Source organism: Chryseobacterium daecheongense, assembly GCA_027920525.1.
In the GTDB taxonomy this organism is placed as follows: Bacteria; Bacteroidota; Bacteroidia; order Flavobacteriales; family Weeksellaceae; genus Chryseobacterium; species Chryseobacterium proteolyticum.
Genome location: CP115858.1, coordinates 614,329 through 631,683, shown reverse-complemented (window position 1 = coordinate 631,683; position 17,355 = coordinate 614,329). Strand labels below are relative to the sequence as shown.

The 17,355-nt window shown below is 35.0% G+C and carries 17 protein-coding genes; 12 read left to right on the top strand and 5 right to left on the bottom strand.

Annotated elements, in window-relative coordinates:
- Positions 1-5: 5 nt before the first annotated feature.
- The 3 genes from PFY10_02565 (at position 6) to PFY10_02555 (ending at position 4,752) form a co-directional block, all read left to right on the top strand.
- Positions 6-2,519 carry a DNA translocase FtsK gene (locus tag PFY10_02565; GenBank protein WBV57323.1) on the top strand — a complete coding sequence of 838 codons (2,514 nt, stop codon included), beginning with the start codon at positions 6-8 and terminating at the stop codon, positions 2,517-2,519.
- 68 nt (positions 2,520-2,587) lie between these two features.
- Complete coding sequence (locus PFY10_02560; GenBank protein ID WBV57322.1) at positions 2,588-3,235, top strand: outer membrane lipoprotein carrier protein LolA; 648 nt, start codon at positions 2,588-2,590, stop codon at positions 3,233-3,235.
- Between the two features lie 65 nt (positions 3,236-3,300).
- On the top strand, positions 3,301-4,752 hold the full coding sequence (locus PFY10_02555) for an LptF/LptG family permease (GenBank protein WBV57321.1): 1,452 nt from the start codon (positions 3,301-3,303) through the stop codon (positions 4,750-4,752).
- A gap of 166 nt (positions 4,753-4,918) precedes the next feature.
- Here PFY10_02555 and frr read toward each other — a convergent pair whose 3' ends face one another.
- Both frr and pyrH read right to left on the bottom strand, forming a co-directional pair.
- A complete protein-coding gene (frr, locus tag PFY10_02550; GenBank protein ID WBV57320.1) occupies positions 4,919-5,473 on the bottom strand; it encodes a ribosome recycling factor in 555 nt (184 codons plus the stop codon).
- A gap of 112 nt (positions 5,474-5,585) precedes the next feature.
- Entirely contained in the window at positions 5,586-6,293 is a 708-nt protein-coding gene (gene pyrH, locus PFY10_02545; protein ID WBV57319.1) for a UMP kinase, read from the bottom strand.
- 167 nt (positions 6,294-6,460) lie between these two features.
- On the opposite strand from pyrH, the gene porQ reads away from it, so the two are divergent.
- The 5 genes from porQ to PFY10_02520 all read left to right on the top strand — a co-directional run bounded on the left by porQ (position 6,461) and on the right by PFY10_02520 (position 9,523).
- Complete coding sequence (gene porQ, locus PFY10_02540; GenBank protein ID WBV57318.1) at positions 6,461-7,450, top strand: type IX secretion system protein PorQ; 990 nt, start codon at positions 6,461-6,463, stop codon at positions 7,448-7,450.
- Between the two features lie 63 nt (positions 7,451-7,513).
- Complete coding sequence (cmk, locus tag PFY10_02535; protein ID WBV57317.1) at positions 7,514-8,188, top strand: (d)CMP kinase; 675 nt, start codon at positions 7,514-7,516, stop codon at positions 8,186-8,188.
- Positions 8,189-8,284: 96 nt separating this feature from the next.
- Positions 8,285-8,632: a YtxH domain-containing protein gene (locus PFY10_02530; GenBank protein ID WBV57316.1), complete on the top strand. Its 348-nt coding sequence runs from the start codon at positions 8,285-8,287 to the stop codon at positions 8,630-8,632.
- Between the two features lie 81 nt (positions 8,633-8,713).
- Positions 8,714-9,022 carry a phage holin family protein gene (locus PFY10_02525; GenBank protein WBV57315.1) on the top strand — a complete coding sequence of 103 codons (309 nt, stop codon included), beginning with the start codon at positions 8,714-8,716 and terminating at the stop codon, positions 9,020-9,022.
- 3 nt (positions 9,023-9,025) lie between these two features.
- A complete protein-coding gene (locus PFY10_02520) occupies positions 9,026-9,523 on the top strand; it encodes a phosphoribosyl-ATP pyrophosphatase (protein ID WBV57314.1) in 498 nt (165 codons plus the stop codon).
- A 78-nt stretch (positions 9,524-9,601) separates the two neighbouring features.
- Here PFY10_02520 and PFY10_02515 read toward each other — a convergent pair whose 3' ends face one another.
- Positions 9,602-10,327 (bottom strand): RNA methyltransferase, encoded by a 726-nt coding sequence (locus PFY10_02515; GenBank protein ID WBV57313.1) that lies wholly within the window; start codon positions 10,325-10,327, stop codon positions 9,602-9,604.
- Here PFY10_02515 and PFY10_02510 point away from each other — a divergent pair.
- Positions 10,313-12,925, top strand: a complete 2,613-nt coding sequence (locus PFY10_02510) for a BamA/TamA family outer membrane protein (protein ID WBV57312.1) — start codon at positions 10,313-10,315, stop codon at positions 12,923-12,925. The two genes, PFY10_02515 and PFY10_02510, sit on opposite strands and share 15 nt — an antisense overlap.
- On the opposite strand, the gene PFY10_02505 is transcribed toward PFY10_02510, so the two are convergent.
- Both PFY10_02505 and PFY10_02500 read right to left on the bottom strand, forming a co-directional pair.
- Positions 12,922-13,539 (bottom strand): YdcF family protein, encoded by a 618-nt coding sequence (locus PFY10_02505; GenBank protein ID WBV57311.1) that lies wholly within the window; start codon positions 13,537-13,539, stop codon positions 12,922-12,924. The genes PFY10_02510 and PFY10_02505 overlap by 4 nt on opposite strands.
- A complete protein-coding gene (locus tag PFY10_02500; protein WBV57310.1) occupies positions 13,536-14,660 on the bottom strand; it encodes an iron-sulfur cluster-binding domain-containing protein in 1,125 nt (374 codons plus the stop codon). Before PFY10_02500 ends, PFY10_02505 begins: the two co-directional genes overlap by 4 nt.
- Before the next feature lie 29 nt (positions 14,661-14,689).
- On the opposite strand from PFY10_02500, the gene PFY10_02495 reads away from it, so the two are divergent.
- From PFY10_02495 to PFY10_02485, 3 genes are all read left to right on the top strand, one after another.
- Positions 14,690-15,256, top strand: a complete 567-nt coding sequence (locus PFY10_02495) for a thioredoxin domain-containing protein (GenBank protein WBV57309.1) — start codon at positions 14,690-14,692, stop codon at positions 15,254-15,256.
- Positions 15,257-15,279: 23 nt separating this feature from the next.
- Positions 15,280-16,251, top strand: coding sequence for an iron ABC transporter permease (locus tag PFY10_02490; GenBank protein ID WBV57308.1), 972 nt, complete (start codon positions 15,280-15,282; stop codon positions 16,249-16,251).
- A gap of 115 nt (positions 16,252-16,366) precedes the next feature.
- Positions 16,367-17,290, top strand: a complete 924-nt coding sequence (locus PFY10_02485; protein WBV57307.1) for an ABC transporter ATP-binding protein — start codon at positions 16,367-16,369, stop codon at positions 17,288-17,290.
- Positions 17,291-17,355 lie beyond the last annotated feature (65 nt).

The window sequence follows — 17,355 nt, the reverse complement described above, 5'->3', positions numbered from 1 at the left end:
ATATTATGGACAAAAAGACACAAACAAAGCAGCAAGACATGTCTGAAAAAGGCAAAATTCTATCGAAACCCCGTATATTTTTCGGGCTTACTTTTATACTTTTTTCTGTCGTACTTATATTTTCATTCATTTCATATTTAATGAACTGGAAGGCAGATCAAAGCCAGGCAGGAACCATGCTTGATAAAAGCATACAATCCTCTAATATTTTTGGTAAAGTTGGAGATTGGCTCGGGAATATTTTCATTTTTGAAAGTATTGGCGTAGCTTCTTTTATTATAGCATTCCTTTTCCTTGTTTTCGGAACTTTAATTTTAAAAAAGAAAATTTTCAAACCTTGGAAAACAATAGGTCATTCGTTGTTTTTTATCTGCTGGGTTCCTATTTTCATGGGAGCTGTTACAAAAGGACAAGGTGTTTTGGGAGGCGTTTATGGCTACCAGATTATGGATTCGCTTAATGCAATCATAGGAACTGTTGGTCTTTGGTTGGTACTGGCCTCAAGTATAGCTTTATATTTTATCCTTGAGTTTAACTTACGTCCGAGTTCCATCAAAGCAAAACTTAATAATATTAATGAAAATACGATCGGAAAGGTAAAATCCATGATGCCTAGTTCTGACGAAAACTTTGAGGCTGATGAAGAGCTGGAAGAAGAAGCACTCGACAATCATCCTAATATTTCGGTTACGGATATGAGTGAGCCTGTGAAACAACAGGAACCGGTAAAGGTACCTAAAGGTTTTCCTGAGGTCCCGGTATCTACAAACCTGGAAACCATTACTACTCCTAATCATACTTCATTTGAAGATGATGACAATGCTAAGCCGATCAACCTTAATCTTAATACCAAACCAGGTCTTCCGGTTTCAACTCCGGAACAGGCCTTTGATCTTACACCATCTACTCCATCGCAGGAAAATATTAAGTTCAATGTTGAAATTGCTCCTGTAATTGATGTTTTAGATGACACAGAAAAGCAATCTCAGGAACTGGTAGAAAAACATGGTCTGTATGATCACAAATTAGATCTGGCCAAGTTTCAAATGCCTCCGGTGGAATTACTAAAAGATTATGGTAATGAGGAGATTTCCATCAATAAAGAAGAATTAGAAGAGAATAAAAATAAGATTGTTGGTCTTTTAAAGAACTTTAATGTAGGTATTGCTGAAATTAAGGCAACCATCGGACCCACAGTAACCTTATATGAAATTGTTCCTGAAGCAGGAATCAGGGTATCCGCCATTAAAAAACTACAGGATGATATTGCGCTGAATCTTTCAGCGCTGGGGATCAGAATCATTGCACCTATGCCTGGAAAAGGAACCATTGGAATTGAAGTTCCAAGAAAGAATCCTACCATGGTTTCTATGCGCTCTGTAATCGCTTCGCACAAATTTCAGAATACAGACATGGATCTACCTGTCGTTTTTGGAAAAACCATTTCCAACGAGATCTTCATGGCAGATTTATCAAAAATGCCACACTTACTGATGGCAGGTGCAACCGGCCAGGGTAAATCAGTAGGTATTAATGCAATTCTTACTTCTCTCTTATACAAAAAACATCCAAGCGAACTGAAATTCGTAATGGTTGATCCTAAAAAAGTGGAACTTTCTTTATATTCAAAAATTGAAAGACATTATTTAGCAAAACTTCCGGATACGGATGATGCCATCATAACGGATACCAATAAGGTAATCAATACACTGAATTCTCTTTGTATTGAAATGGATAACAGATATGACTTACTTAAAAATGCATTTTGTAAGAATTTAAAAGAGTACAATAAAAAATTCGCTGAAAGAAAATTAAATCCTGAAAACGGACACCGTTACTTACCATACATCGTTCTGGTGGTTGACGAATTTGCCGATTTAATTATGACAGCAGGTAAAGAAGTAGAATTACCGATAGCAAGACTGGCACAGCTGGCAAGAGCAGTAGGAATTCACCTCATTGTTGCTACCCAAAGACCTTCCGTAAATGTAATTACAGGGATGATCAAAGCAAACTTCCCTGCAAGAGCAGCATTCAGGGTAATTTCAAGTGTAGATTCAAGAACAATTCTTGATTCTACCGGTGCTGATCAGCTGATTGGTAAGGGGGATATGCTTTACTTTAATGGAAATGAAATTCTTCGACTGCAATGTGCCTTTGTAGATACGCCTGAAGTAGAAAGAATTGCAGAATTTATTGGCGAGCAAAAAGGATATGCTTCTGCGTTTCTTCTTCCTGAATACGTTTCTGAAGATGCAACAAGTTCAGTAGGTTCTTTCGATCCTAACGAAAAAGATGCACTGTTTGAAGAAGCAGCCAGAATTATTGTTTCTACTCAGCAGGGATCTACTTCCATGCTTCAGAGACAACTTAAATTAGGATATAACAGAGCGGGAAGAATTATGGACCAGCTGGAGGCTAGTGGTATTGTAGGAGGCTTTAATGGCGCAAAGGCAAGGGAAGTTATTATTAGCGACCTTCATTCTTTGGAACAGTTTTTGGAAGATTTGCGTAAATAAAGGAAAACATGCCATAATGTTTAACTTTTGAAGTGGAAAAAATGTCTAAAGAATATTAAAGTAAAAAAATGAAAAATATAGTTTCGAAAATTATATTAGGAGGATTTGTGGTAGGAGCTGTTGGATTATCCAATGCACAGAAAATAGATGCAAAAGCTAAAAAGATATTGGATGATATCACGTCCAATTATAATTCTAAAAAGAATACCTATTTTAAATTTTCTTTTGGAAGCGGTGTAAATGGCAAGGTTGCTAAAACAGAGCCTGGCATCTATTACTCATCGGGAGATAAATATAAATTGAAAATCATGGATACAGAACAGATTTTCGATGGTAGCAAGATCTACAATATTAATGCTGACGACATGGAAGTAACGATTGCCAAACCTAACGGAAGCAGTACTATGTTCTCCCCTATCAATTACCTTTCTACCTACAGAAATGATTACAATGTAGTTTATGGAGGAAAGAAAGTGGTCAATGGTGTAAGTGCTGATCTGATCAAGCTTACTCCGGTTAAGCCTAATGGATTAAGTTATGTTTATCTGTTTGTAGACTCAGCTAAGAAACAAATGGTGAAACTTGAACAGCATGGAAGCAACAAAGATGTTGCAGTAATTGCCATAAAAGAATACAAGGAGAACCAGGAATTAGATCCTAACATGTTTGTTTTCGATAAGAATAAATTTAAAAATTACGTTATTACAGAATTGTAATTAAAAAAGTAATAATTTATAAAGTCACAAAGTAAACTTTGTGGCTTTTTCATTAATTTTGGCGAATGTTAAAAATACTAGACCGATATATCATAAAAACCTTTTTCGGACCATTTTTCTTTATATTCAGTGTATTGTTTTTCATATTTATTGTAAACATTATCTGGGTTCAGTTAGGGCAGTTTATGGGAAAGGGATTAAGCTACTGGCAAATTATTAAGCTCCTTTTTTATTTAGGGGTAAGTGTTATCAGTATGGTTTTGCCTCTTACGATCCTTTTAGCAAGTATCATGTCTTTTGGTGAGTTTGGGGAGCGTTACGAGCTTGCAGCTATGAAAGCCGCCGGAATCTCATTAACCAGGGTTATGGTTCCTCTTTTTGGGGTCACCACCATATTATCTATAATGCTGTTCTTTTTCTCTAATAATATTATCCCGGATTTTCAAAGAAAAGCGAAAAATATGCTTTTCAATATTGCTCAGACAAAACCCGCTCTTAACTTTACTCCAGGGCAGTTTATTGATCAGATACCCGGTTATATGGTGAAGTTTGATAAAATCCACGAAGACAATAGTATTGAAGGTGTGTTTGTTCACAGAAAAGCTAGCACATTCGAAAACCAGCAGTCTATTGTCGCTGAAAGAGGGAAATTTATTCCTGCAGCTAACAACCATTACTTAAAACTTGAGCTTTATAAGGGCTATGTGTTTGAAGATAATTTTGCAGGAAAAGGTGAAAATGTGAGATTAAAGCAACCGGATCAGGCGATTAAATTTGATACCCTTGTTTCGCATTTTGACATTAGCGAGCTCATCAATAAAGCAATCGAAGAAGAGCAGATCACGGATGATTACCGTTTTCAGACATTCAATCAGCTTAATAAAACTATTGATCTTAATAAAAAAGACAACGAAAGATTCTTTTCCACCGTCACGGACGATGTTTTGAACCAGACCAACTCCACCGTCAGCTATATGGATAAAAACAATAAATCCAAAGCTCCGGTTAAACAACAACTAAAACTGGATACGGTAAAAGGAAACAGGAAGATGGAGATTATCTACAATGCCTATACGAGATTGGATAATCTGAAAACCACACTAGACGGTAAAGCCAATGATTTCAAACCCAATGTTAAGTATTTCAGTAAAGTTGTTATTTATCAGCAAAGAATACTCTCCTATTCATTTACCTGTATCATATTCTTCCTTATCGGCGCCAGTTTAGGTTCCATCATCAGAAAAGGAGGAATGGGAGTTCCCGTAATTATTGCCATTGTTATATTTATTATTTTCTATGTGATTAATGTGGGAATGGAAAACCTTGCCTGGGCAGGAACATTAAATCCATATCTGGCAGCATGGCTCCCTAATATTATACTGTTCCCGTTTGGAGTGATTATGACCTATAAAGCATTAACGGATTCGCAACTCTTTGACGCTGAAAAATACAAGGCATTTCTTAAACCTATTACCAAAAGGTTTTCTAAAAATAAAGAACATAAAAGATATCAATAACAAAACGCTCCGGATTCCGGAGCGTTTTTTAAAAGGGAAAGGCTCCCGTTTCCAAATCATTCTAACAATTTTATTTTTAGATATTAGAAACACCTTCAGCCTTATTGACAATAAAAAAACAGGCCTCATAATGAGGCCTGTTTTAGTATATGTTCTAAAGCGAAAGTTACACTTTCATAATTTCAGCTTCTTTTGTTTTAAGGTGGTCATCACAGGCTTTCACATACTTATCAGTAAGTGCCTGGATATCCTCTTCAACGCCTTTAATAACGTCTTCAGAAACACCTTCAAGTTTTTTAAGTTCTTTCAAACCGTCCTGTCTTGCATTTCTTACGACAATCTTTGTCTGTTCGGTTTCTCCTTTAGCTTGTTTTGCCAGATCTCTTCTTCTCTCTTCTGTTAAAGGTGGAACATTCAAAATAATATTCTCCCCGTTGTTAGAAGGTGCAAAACCTAAGTTTGAATTAATAATAGCTTTTTCAATAGCATTGATTGCTGTTCTGTCCCAAGGTTGAATAGAAATCGTCATTGCATCAGGAACCGAAACATTAGCAACCTGGTTGATCGGAGTTGGAGCTCCGTAATATTCAACCATCACATCCTGAACCATTGAAGTAGAAGCACGTCCGGCTCTAATTCTTTGAAATACATGTTCAAGGTGCTTAATAGCCGCTTCCATGTCCTGTTTTACAGACTCTACTATTAGATCTAATTCTTCCATTATATATTTAAAATTTGATAAATTACACATTTATAAACGATGATCTTTACCTCAGTGGTATGTGATCAACAATAAATAATTTTTAAATCTCTTTATCTATTTACTTTACTGACTATAAATCCACTAAAGTACCAACGTTTTCTCCGTCTACAATCTTTACTAAATTCCCCTCTTTATTCATGTCGAATACGATGATAGGAAGTTTATTTTCGTGACTTAAAGTAAATGCAGTCATATCCATTACTTTAAGATTCTTTTCGAAAACTTCATCGAAAGATAAAGAATTATATTTTACAGCGTCCGCATTTTTTTCAGGATCACTGTCATAAATTCCATCTACCCTTGTTCCTTTTAAAATAACATCAGCACCAATTTCAATGGCTCTTAATGTAGCTGCAGTATCAGTTGTAAAATAAGGGTTTCCGGTTCCTGCTCCGAAAATAACCACTCTTCCTTTTTCCAAATGTCTTACTGCACGTCTTTTAATGAATGGTTCAGCTACCTTGTCCATTTCTATAGCAGATTGAAGTCTGGTTTTAATACCGGCGTCTTCCAAAGCACCTTGCAAAGCCATTCCATTAATCACTGTTGCAAGCATACCCATATAATCGCCCTGAACTCTGTCCATTCCCTTTGCAGCACCTGCTACTCCACGGAATATATTTCCTCCTCCAATTACAATGGCAACTTCACAACCTTTATCTACTACTTTTCTTATTTCAACAGCATATTCCTGAAGTCTGTCATTGTCAATACCATATTGTCTGTTCCCCATTAAGGCTTCACCACTAAGTTTTAGAAGGATTCTTTTATATTTCATCTTTAATTTTTAATAAATTTTAAATAGGGTTTATATCCCTGAAATTTGATTTTGCAAATATAATCATTAAAAATATTGAAAAAAGAAAAATATTTAGCTGTAAATAATGTTAGAAATATTTTGACAACTACAAAAAAGGATTATTTTTGCAATAATTATAAATTGAATTGAAGAAAATTATCATTCTTTCATTATTTCTGTCAGGAATTGTTTCTTATGCACAAACGGGAACAAATGTTTATCCTTTCTTAAACATTCCCGTATCTGCCAGACAGGCTGCATTAGGTGGCGATGCAATTACTATAAGAGATTATGATGTTTCCTTTGCTATAGCAAATCCGGCCTTACTTAATAAAGATTCAGACAAACAACTTTCTGTGAACGGAGCAGCATATCTTGCGGATTCCAAATACGGAACGATTGCTTTTGCTAAAGATTTTGATAATGGCCACATGGCTACAATCAACGCCAGATATATGAGTTATGGTGATATTCCAAGGACTGATGAAAGTGGTTTTGAAAACGGACAATTCAACGCATCCGATGTTGCCATCGGAGCTGGTTACGCCTATCAGTTTGAAGAAGACTGGACCATTGGAGGAGGAATTAATTTTATTACTTCAAAAATAGATACCTATACTTCTTCTGCTATTTCAGGAACTGCCGGAATTACTTACCATAATAAAAAAAACAAAGAAGTTCTCTCTCTTGTCGCAAGAAATTTCGGATATCAGTTCAAATCTTTTAATGGCACCCGTGAGAACCTTCCGTTTCGTATTGATCTGGGATATACGAGAATCTTAAAGGCTATTCCACTTGCCATTACAATTACTGCCCATGATTTACAGCAATTCAATATTTCATCTCCGTTTAACGTAGATGGTCAGGAAGTGAATGTGGGAAGAAAAATTGCAGATCACTTTTCTATTGGAGCAGAATTATTTCCGGAGAAAAACTTTAATATCAGATTAGGATATAATGTGAAAAGAGGAAATGAACTGGCTGTAGCTGACCAAAGAAATTTCTCTGGACTATCAGGAGGATTTGGAATTAAAATTTCAAGATTCCGTGTAGATTATGCTCATGTAAGATACCATAACTCTTCCAATGTGAATCAAATAGGAATATCTATGGACCTTAGCGGGCATCGCTATTAAACTTTTTCAATATTTAATTTTCCATTTCCTTGATTTTTTAAAAAAAATCTTGAACTTTGCAGTATGAAAAAACCTGTAATAGCTATCGATGGATACTCCTCTACCGGAAAAAGTTCAATATCAAAGGTCATTGCCGATAAATTAGGACTTATTCACCTGGATACCGGAGCGCTTTATAGAGGAGTTACCTGGTTTGCCCTGCAAAATTGTAAGGACGAAAAAGGTTCTATTGACCTTAATCTACTTTTCTCATCATTAGATCAGATCCAGCTTGAATTTAAAAATGATGAAGGTGAACTGGTTCTTTATCTGAACCATAATGATATCTCAAAGGAGATCCGAACTAATGAAGTTTCTGACAATGTAAGCCTTGTAGCTAAACAAAAGGAAGTAAGGGATTTCTTATTACAATCCCAGCGTTCCCTTGCCGAAAAAGGAGGTATTATAATGGACGGCCGTGATATCGGGACCGTAGTTCTTCCCAATGCTGATTTTAAGTTCTTCCTTACGGCAAGCATCGATGAAAGAACCAAAAGAAGATACAACGAGCTTTTGAGTTTAAATATCGAAGCAAACGAGCAGCAGGTAAAAGAAAATCTTATCGAAAGAGATAAAATTGACAGTGAAAGAGAAATCGCCCCGTTAAGACAAGCTGAAGATGCCATTGTTATTGACAATACCGAACTTTCTAAAGAAGAAACCATCGAAGCCATACTGTCTTATATCCAAAAGATTTAACAATTTTTAATAGGACCATAGGCTCATTTGGTATATTAATTGTAATATTTAACAAAGTAAAAACTAATATTATTTAACTATTAAAAAAAACGAAAAATGTCTAGAAAAGGAAACAATACAGCAGGTATATTAGCGGGACTTCTAGCTGGAGCAGCAGCAGGTGTAGTACTTGGAATGCTTTATGCGCCGGAAGAAGGAAAAGAAACGAGAAAAAAGATTAAAACAAAAGCTAACGATCTTAAAGATCAGGCTAAAACAAAATACGGAGAAGTTTCTGAAAGAGTAAAAGATCAGTATGACAATATATCTTCTACTTTTAAAGAAACAGCAAACAGTGTTGCTCATACCGTAAAAGATGGATACGATAAATATAAAGATCAGATTGTTTCTAAAACTACAGATGTAGTAAAAGATGTAGAAGCAGAATTAAACGATCTTAAATAGTAATAATTTCAATTAATTTTAAATTATGAAAGGGACTTTTTGCATTAAAGTTCCTTTTTTTGTAACTTTAAAGAAAAACAGATGATAGAAACTCTTAAAGAATATGCATCTAAGAGAATAGATCTACTTAAAATAGAAGCTACCGAAAAGTCATCACTCTCCGCAGGTATGATTACCTATCTGGTCGTATTGCTTGTTGCTTTTGCTTTTTTTATTATTCTTTTCAACTTTGGAATTGCATTTCTTATCGGTAAAGCGTTGGACAACTACTCCTACGGATTCCTTATTGTAGCTGCATTTTACTTATTGATAATGATTCTTGTTGTTCTGTTTAAAAAGAGAATTGTAAATACCGTAGCGGACCAGGTTATTAAATTTTTAAATCATTAAACTATGAGCAGAAACTATGAAAGTCTGAAAGAATTAAGAATAAAGAAGAAGTTACTGAAGGCAGAACTTGATGATTTGGAAAACCTTCTTACATTCAAGAATACAAAAGAAAGTTTAAGCGCATTTACCAATGGTTTAACGGATCAATATCTTCAGGAAAAAGTAGATGAAGATGGTGATGAAAAAATAGTCCTGAGAAAGGATGTGATTGCTAAACAGCTTACTTCTGAGGTGAAAGATATGTTTATCAGCAAAAATACAGCAATGGGTATTGCAAGCTCAGCGCTCAAGGGTAATGCACTGGATGGTATCATCAGGTTAGGTGCTACTGCTCTTGTTGGAAACTATGCAAAGAAAAATATGCGTAGTTCTAATTGGAAAAAGAAACTGCTTGGTGTGGCTATGATTTATCTTGCGCCAATTGCATTAAAATTTGTCAGAAAAAAGCTTGAAAGTTATCAGAAAAATAAAAGTGTATCCAGCATGGAGCAATTAATATAAAAATAACAAACCAGAGGTTAGAAGTTAGCTAAAGGTTATCTTTAAAATTTAATCCAGCTAACCTCTGACTTTTGGAATCTATTTAGAAAACAATTGTCCCAATATAATTCCTGCTGCCATGGATACATTAAGACTTTCCGTTGACTGAGATGTACCAAACCTAGGAATACTAATACTTTTATGAAGCAACTTTTCCGTTTCCGGTCGCATTCCATTTCCTTCATTTCCTAAAATCAGGTTTAGTTTCTTAGGCTTCTCGAATTGGTATATATTTTCTCCCTCCATATCTGTTCCTATATTAACATTCTCCGTATTCGAAAGATAATCGGTAAGATTACAGTACACCATGTTCACTCTTGTAAAAGATCCCATACTTGCCTGAATCACTTTGGGATTATAAAAATCCACTGTATCTTCACTGCAAATAATTTGTTCTATCCCAAACCAATCGGCTAAACGGATTATAGTTCCCAGATTTCCGGGATCCTGAATCCCATCCAATACAATCTGTATATCCGGGTCTGCCATCTTTTTCTCAGAATTCATATAGCAAACGGCAACGGAATCTTTAGGTGTTTTAAGAAAACTGATCTTTTTCAGCTCATTTTCAGATATATGGATAATAGGAACGTCAGAAAATTTAATTTTCTCTGGATCTGTAGATAATATTTCTTTAATTTTAAAGTTAGAATTGGGAAGTTCACAAATGATTTTATTACCCTCAACCAAAAACAAATTGTATTTTTGTCGGAACTTCTTTTTATCTAAAGACTGTAAAATTTTTATTGTATGAGCTGTAAGCATTATAAGAATTCTCCTCAAAAATATTATAAAATTATATCATTTGCAACATTTGTTACTCTTCTTTATGCTTGTAGCACCACAAAGAAAGTTCCCGATGGCGAATATTTGCTTACGAAGAACACATTCACTTTTACTGATAAAAAAGAACCATTTGATGGAGAGCTAAAGGGTTATGTTCAGCAAAAACCCAATAAGAAGCAATTCCTTTTTATGCCTTTAGGCTTATTATTATACAACGCCGCCAATCCTAAATATGACACTATTCTTAATGAATACATGACCTACCCTAGCGAAATGCGAACGCAAAAGCTCAGGGATTCGCTCTTCATTAAATACAATATGAAAAGTAGTGTGGGAAAAAGCCTTTTATTAGACAGGTTATACCACAACTGGGGTTCACCTCCTGTTATCCTGGATCAAACAAAAGTGGAAAAAGGAGCCGAATCCATTGAAAAACGACTTACTTACAAAGGGTACTGGGATGCAGAAGTAAAGTTTAAAACCAAAATAGATTCTGCAGCAAAAAAAGCGGCTGTTACGTATTTCATTACACATAATGATCCTACTTATATTAAAGAATATTATTACAATATTCCGGATCCGGTTCTCCATAATCTTTACCAGCAGAAAATTAACGGAACCCTCATCAGATCCGGACAGGTACTTGATCAAACGGTTCTTGAAAAAGAAGTTACCAGACTTAATGAAATCATGAGGGATTATGGGTATTACAGATTCAATAGTGCCAATGATGAAATTTATTTTGTCGCCGATTCACTAAAAAGCAGAAAACAGGTTCCTCTGACCCTTGAAATTCATAAAGATTCCATTGATACTCCTTATAAAAGGGCAACTATTGGTAATATAGACGTAGCCATCGTTAATGAAGCATCAGAATACCGTAAAAATACAACCAAAGACAGCTTAAGAGGAATACGGTTCCATAAGGTTGATAATAAATACACAACCCGTTCTGTATGGAGAAATATCATAGTTGGAAACAAACAGATTTATGATCAGAAAAAGCTTGACCTTACCAAAAGGAATCTCCTCTCTATGAATAACTTTAGCATTCTGAAAGCAAAAGATTCTCTAAGACACGGAGGTGAAGGCTCTCCTAATGATAGTATTATTGATGTATTATATATACTTAAACCGCTTCCGAAATATGAATTAAAAGTAGGAACGGATATCAATTATTCGCAGTTATTAAATCTTGGGATTTCTCCCTCCATAGACCTTACTACCAGAAATGTTTTTAGAGGGGCAGAAAACCTTTCGACAAGTCTGGCGGGTACTTTTGGTTCTATCAGAAGCACCAAAGATATCAGTCAGCGGATATTAGCCTATGAATTATCAGCACAGGCTTCCCTGAATTTCCCAAGACTTTTACTGCCTTTTGATTATTATAAATTGATTCCTAAAAGATACAGCCCTACATCATCAATTGTTCTGGGGGCTACTGTACAAAATAATATCGGTTTAGGAAGAGTTAACTTCAATACCGGCCTTAATTATCTCGCTACGGTTAATGATAAAGTATCCCATAGGCTGACCCTTTTTAATACACAGTTAAGTTTAACAAAAAATAAATCGGCTTATTATGATTACTTTACAAACGATCGTGATCTAAAAGATGAAATATTTGAGAATTACTTTCAAAACAGCCCGCAAGGTGCAGCAACGAAAGCCAAGCTTTTATCCGGACAGCTTTCAGTAGATGAAGTATCTCAACAGATTGTCACTGATAATGCCTATCGTAATTCTTTAGATCAGGCTGGTGCGGATCTTTTTACTGCATTTACAGGAATTCTTGTCAATAAAGACAGGCAAACCCAGGATGTTCTGATTTCGTCCATGATCTATAATTATGTGTATAACGAAATCGGTAAGAAGGATTATCCTAACGCTTTCTACTTTAATGGAAAGGTAGAACTGGCTGGTAATATATTAAGCATTTTTAATCAAAAAAGAAATGATGGCGGAGGTGTAATCACAAGTCCTCAAAGAACAATTTTTGGAGTGCCTTATGCACAGTTTGTAAAATTTGATATTGACGTAAGAAAGTACTTTAAGTTTAACGGAAATCAGACTTTAGTACTTCGTCAGTTCGTAGGAGTAGGAATACCTTACGGAAACTCTTCATCGATGCCGGTTATCAGGTCTTATTTCAACGGGGGATCCAATGATATCCGGGCGTGGGTTGCTTTTGGAGGCTTAGGTCCTGCTGACTCTCAGATTGATGAAAGAGTTCGTACTTATATGACAGATAATTTAAAGCTTACTACAAATATTGAATATCGTCTGCCTTTCAACGATATGTATGAAGGGGCGCTATTTACCGATATTGGGAATACCTGGAGTCTCAGGGATTATAATGATGGATACGGCGATGAGTTTAAATTCAATAAATTCTTAGGCCAGGTGGGTATCGGTAGTGGATTCGGATTAAGGGTAAATATTGCATACATCACTTTAAGGCTTGATTTTGCATATAAAATCTATGATCCTAATAAACCTACCGGTGACAGATGGAGATTCAAAGATTTCCAGCCTTTTAAACCTACATTGAATGTAGCGTTTGGATATCCTTTCTAATCAGGAGAAATTCCCAACAGGAAATAGACTACAGCGATCATTCTTGCGAAAATCTCCCTGAACTGATTTCTGTAGTAGCTTTCGGGTTTATTTACATCCTGCGCATCAAATCCCAGTGCATTCATATTATTGTTTCTTGCGAAAAATAGGGCCCGAAGGTTATGAAATCCCTGAGATACTATAATAACATTACTTTTTTTGTACACATCCTTACAACGTAAAATACTCTTATATGTGTTGAAGCCTTTCGGATCTTCAATAATGATTTCTTCAGGAACTCCTTCCTGATAAACAAGATAATTTTTCATCGCAGCCGGTTCATTATAACCTTTGCTTTTTTCACCGCTTACAATTATTTTACGGATTTTTCCATGATGATACAATAAAGCAGTAGCATCCATTCTTTTCGTAAAATAAGGATTGGATAGTCCGGATCTCATCTTAGGTGAAGTACCTAAAACCAGAGCGACCTCACGAGGTGGTATCTTTGATATTTTGGTATAGGTCCTCCCATTAGTAAGGGCAAACACCCAGGCATTAGCCAAACATATCACTAGAATTCCAATTTCTATTGATGTGAGAATAAGATTGAATATGTTTTTTACAGCTCTCAAATGAGATCAAAGTTAAGCTTTATTTTCTTTGTTTTTGCTATAGACATGCATGCTAATATTTTCCCTTGCAACTCTTCTTTTTCCGTTAAATATTCATTCTCTAGTAATTCAACTTCTCCTTCTTCCAAATAACATTCACAACTTCCGCAAATTCCGGATTTACAGGAATAAGGAACAGGAAATTTCTGAACCAGCAATTGCTGCAGAATTTTATCCTTGTTATCCGGAAGATGGGTATTGTAGTCTTTTCCCAGTATTTTAAAATCGATTTCCACATTTTCAATCAACGGAAACTCTTTTTCTATAGGATAAATATCATCATTAAACTCTTCAAAAAGTTCAAAATGAATATTTTTTTTCGGGATTCCATGATGGTAGCATGCATTGGCCAGTGTTTTTATCATGTCCCCTTTTCCACAGATTAGAACTTCATCTACTGCATCCCAGATGGTGGATTCTTCGTCTGTATCATCAAGGTGCAAAATCTGATTGATAATCAGGTTTAACTTTTTCGCATCTAGCCTTCCATAAAAAAGCTGATCCGGTGTTTTTTCCTGCGAAAAGAAATAAAATATCTGTAATCTGTCCCCATAAGTTCTGGCCAGATTATCCAAAAGATCCCGGTAGATTAATTCGTCAGAATTTTTATTTCCAAAAAACAAAAACAGTCGCGTTCTGGGCTCATTATGAAGAATATTTTTGAAATGGCTTAACACCGGGGTTATCCCGATTCCAGCAGCAAAACCGACTATCGTTCTGAATTCACTGGGTTTAGATATTAAAGTAAATCGACCTCCCGGTTCACTTACCAATAGTTCATTTCCAACCTTATAATTTTTAAACAGTTCTGCTGTTGCTCCTATAGGAGAATTCACTTTTATGCCCAGGCTTATTTTTTTCTCGTAAGGAGCCGATGTCATTGAATAATCATTGATGATATCTTTTCCATGGGACTGAAATTTAATACTGACAAACTGACCCGCTTCAAATTTAAAATTCTTCTGTAAATTCCCGGGAATCTCAAATTCCAGGGAGAAAGTATTTTTGGTCAGTTCTTCCTTTTTCGCTATTTTTAACCAATGAAACGTTGTGAGTTTCCCTTTATAGATTTGTTGTTCCATACTTCAAAATCAAAAATACTAAAATAATTATGAAGAAGATCATTTTATCAACCCTAGTTATATTTGCGCTGACCAGTTGTAAAAAAGAAAGTTCAAAAACTGATGACAAAGGGATATCCCAGGATTCAGTAGCTGTTGCAGAAAATACTACTTCTGCTGATCACACAGCTTATATTTCAAAAGAAATTTCTCCCGAAAATATTGGAGACTATCTGGCAAAAAATAATGACACACTGTATGTTACTAATTTCTTTGCCACTTGGTGTGGGCCATGTATTCAGGAAATTCCACATTTCAGAAAAAAAATGGAAGAACTGAAAGGAAAACCTGTAAAGTTTACTTTTGTTAATCTGGATAAAAAGTCTGATTGGAGTACTGCAGTTAAAGATTTTGCAGAAAAAAATGATCTTGCAAAAAACATAATCTTACTGGATGGCCAAAAGCTTGATGAGAATTTCTTTCCGAAAAATTTTAAAAAATGGGACGGTGGTTCTATCCCTTTTACTTACATGAGAAAAGGAGCGAAAACTGATGAATATCTTGGAATGATGAATGAAGAACTTTTAAATTCTAAGATCGATTCATTCTTAAAATAAATTGTACGGAATCACTTCTGAAAATGTCAAAAAAATTCAAAATCCTGTGTTTTTTATTTATAATCGCCATTATTCTGGCTGCGGTTATTAATCTGAATACGGGATTTTTAAGTTTAAACCTAAAGGATTTTTTTTATAGCTCAGCCAACGGCCAGATTGCAGATATTCGTATCAACAGGGTTTTGGTAATGCTTTTAGCAGGAATTTCCATTCCTACTTCAGGGTTTCTGATGCAGGAATATTTCCAGAATCCATTAGCAGGTCCGGATATATTAGGTATTACTTCCGTAGCTAGTTTATCTGTTTCATTTTATATTTTCTTTTCACATGATATTCTGCTTCCGGATTATCTCCAGAACAGTTTTCTGAGCTTATCAGCGATTATCGGCAGTTTCTTCCTGATGATCGTACTTTTATCCATTTCTAAGAAATTCCAGGACAAATCTTATCTTATTATCTTCGGGTTTTTAGTTTCCGCACTGGCCGGAGCAATTGTTTCTTTACTTCAGTTGTATGCAGAAAATCAAAGTCTGAAAAATTATATCCTATGGTCTTTCGGTGCAAATAATATGGTCACCAGAAACCAGATCCTTGTATTATCTGTTTTGGTCATTGTCGGCTTATATATGTCTTTTAAAACCATTAAACCATTAATTGGAAATTCCTTGGGCAGTTCCTATGCACAGAGCCTTGGAGTAAACTTGCATCATTTAAAGCTATTCATCATCATAGCCGCTTCGCTCCTATCAGCATCTATAACAGCATTTTTGGGGCCTATTTTGTTTATAGGAATCATTGTTCCTCATTTTTGCAGACTTATTTATAATCCTGCTAAACTCTGGCAGCAGTGGATCTTGAATATGATGCTGGGAATGCTGATGATGTTACTGTTTTCAATTATTGCAGAGAAAAGTCAAATTCCGTTGAATGTGATAAGTTCTATTTTTGGAATCCCCGTTATCCTTGTGATGCTTTTGAAGCAGAATAAAGTTTAATTCGTTAATTGTAAAAGACACAAAAATTAAGATAAATACTGTATATTTTTAAGACGCAAGAAAACTGGATATAGATAAATTTCATTGCTTCTTTACAAATAACAAAAACAAAAAAATGCATCTACAAATCAAACAAGCCCATATTGGTTATAATACCACCCTGATTTCAAATACTAATACCCATTTGAATTTAGGAGACGTATGCTTGTTGATTGGAAACAATGGTGTAGGAAAAACCACTCTGATTAAATCAATTTTACATCAGATACCATTATTACAAGGAGAAATTTTAATAAATGGTAAGAATATAAAGAAACTGTCTGTTAAAGAAATTGCAGAGAATATTGCCATTGTTTTTTCTAAGGCGGTTATTCCACAAAACTATACGGTGGAAGATCTTATTTCGTTAGGAAAATATATTTATTATCCATATTATTTTGAATTAAAAAAAGAGGACAGAGATGAAGTTTCACATATCATCAATGAACTGAATTTGAATCAGTATAAGGATATACTCCTGAAAAATCTCTCTGATGGAAATCTTCAGAAAGCATTTATTGGACGTGCTTTGACACAAAACTCCCCTATTATTATTCTAGATGAGCCTACCACTCATCTTGATGAAAAAAATAAGATTATCATCCTTAAAACATTACGCAGGCTGGCAAAGGAACAAAACAAACTTATCCTTTTTTCTTCCCACGACTGGCGGCTGGCAAAAGAATTTGCTGATAAGATATGGTACGTAAAAGACAATCATTTGTATACAGGGATTGTTGAAGATCTCCTACTTCAACATGATGAACTAACCAACGTTTCTTTATTTCAGGTTAACGAAAGTTTTGTAGCACCGGAAATTTCTGCCCCTCCGATTTACAAGGAGATGCTGTATTCACTGCTTCAAAAAAACTTTCAAAAAGACCTCTCATCTTTTAAATTTGAGTTTCAAAACAAGTTTTGGGTAATTTATTACCATAACACAAAACATCAATGTGAATCATTCGAAGAAATCATTGATTCCATCAAAAACATTCATTAATACGCGCTTTTTATTACTTATTTCACATACTATGCATGCATAGTATTATGCTAATCATACAATTT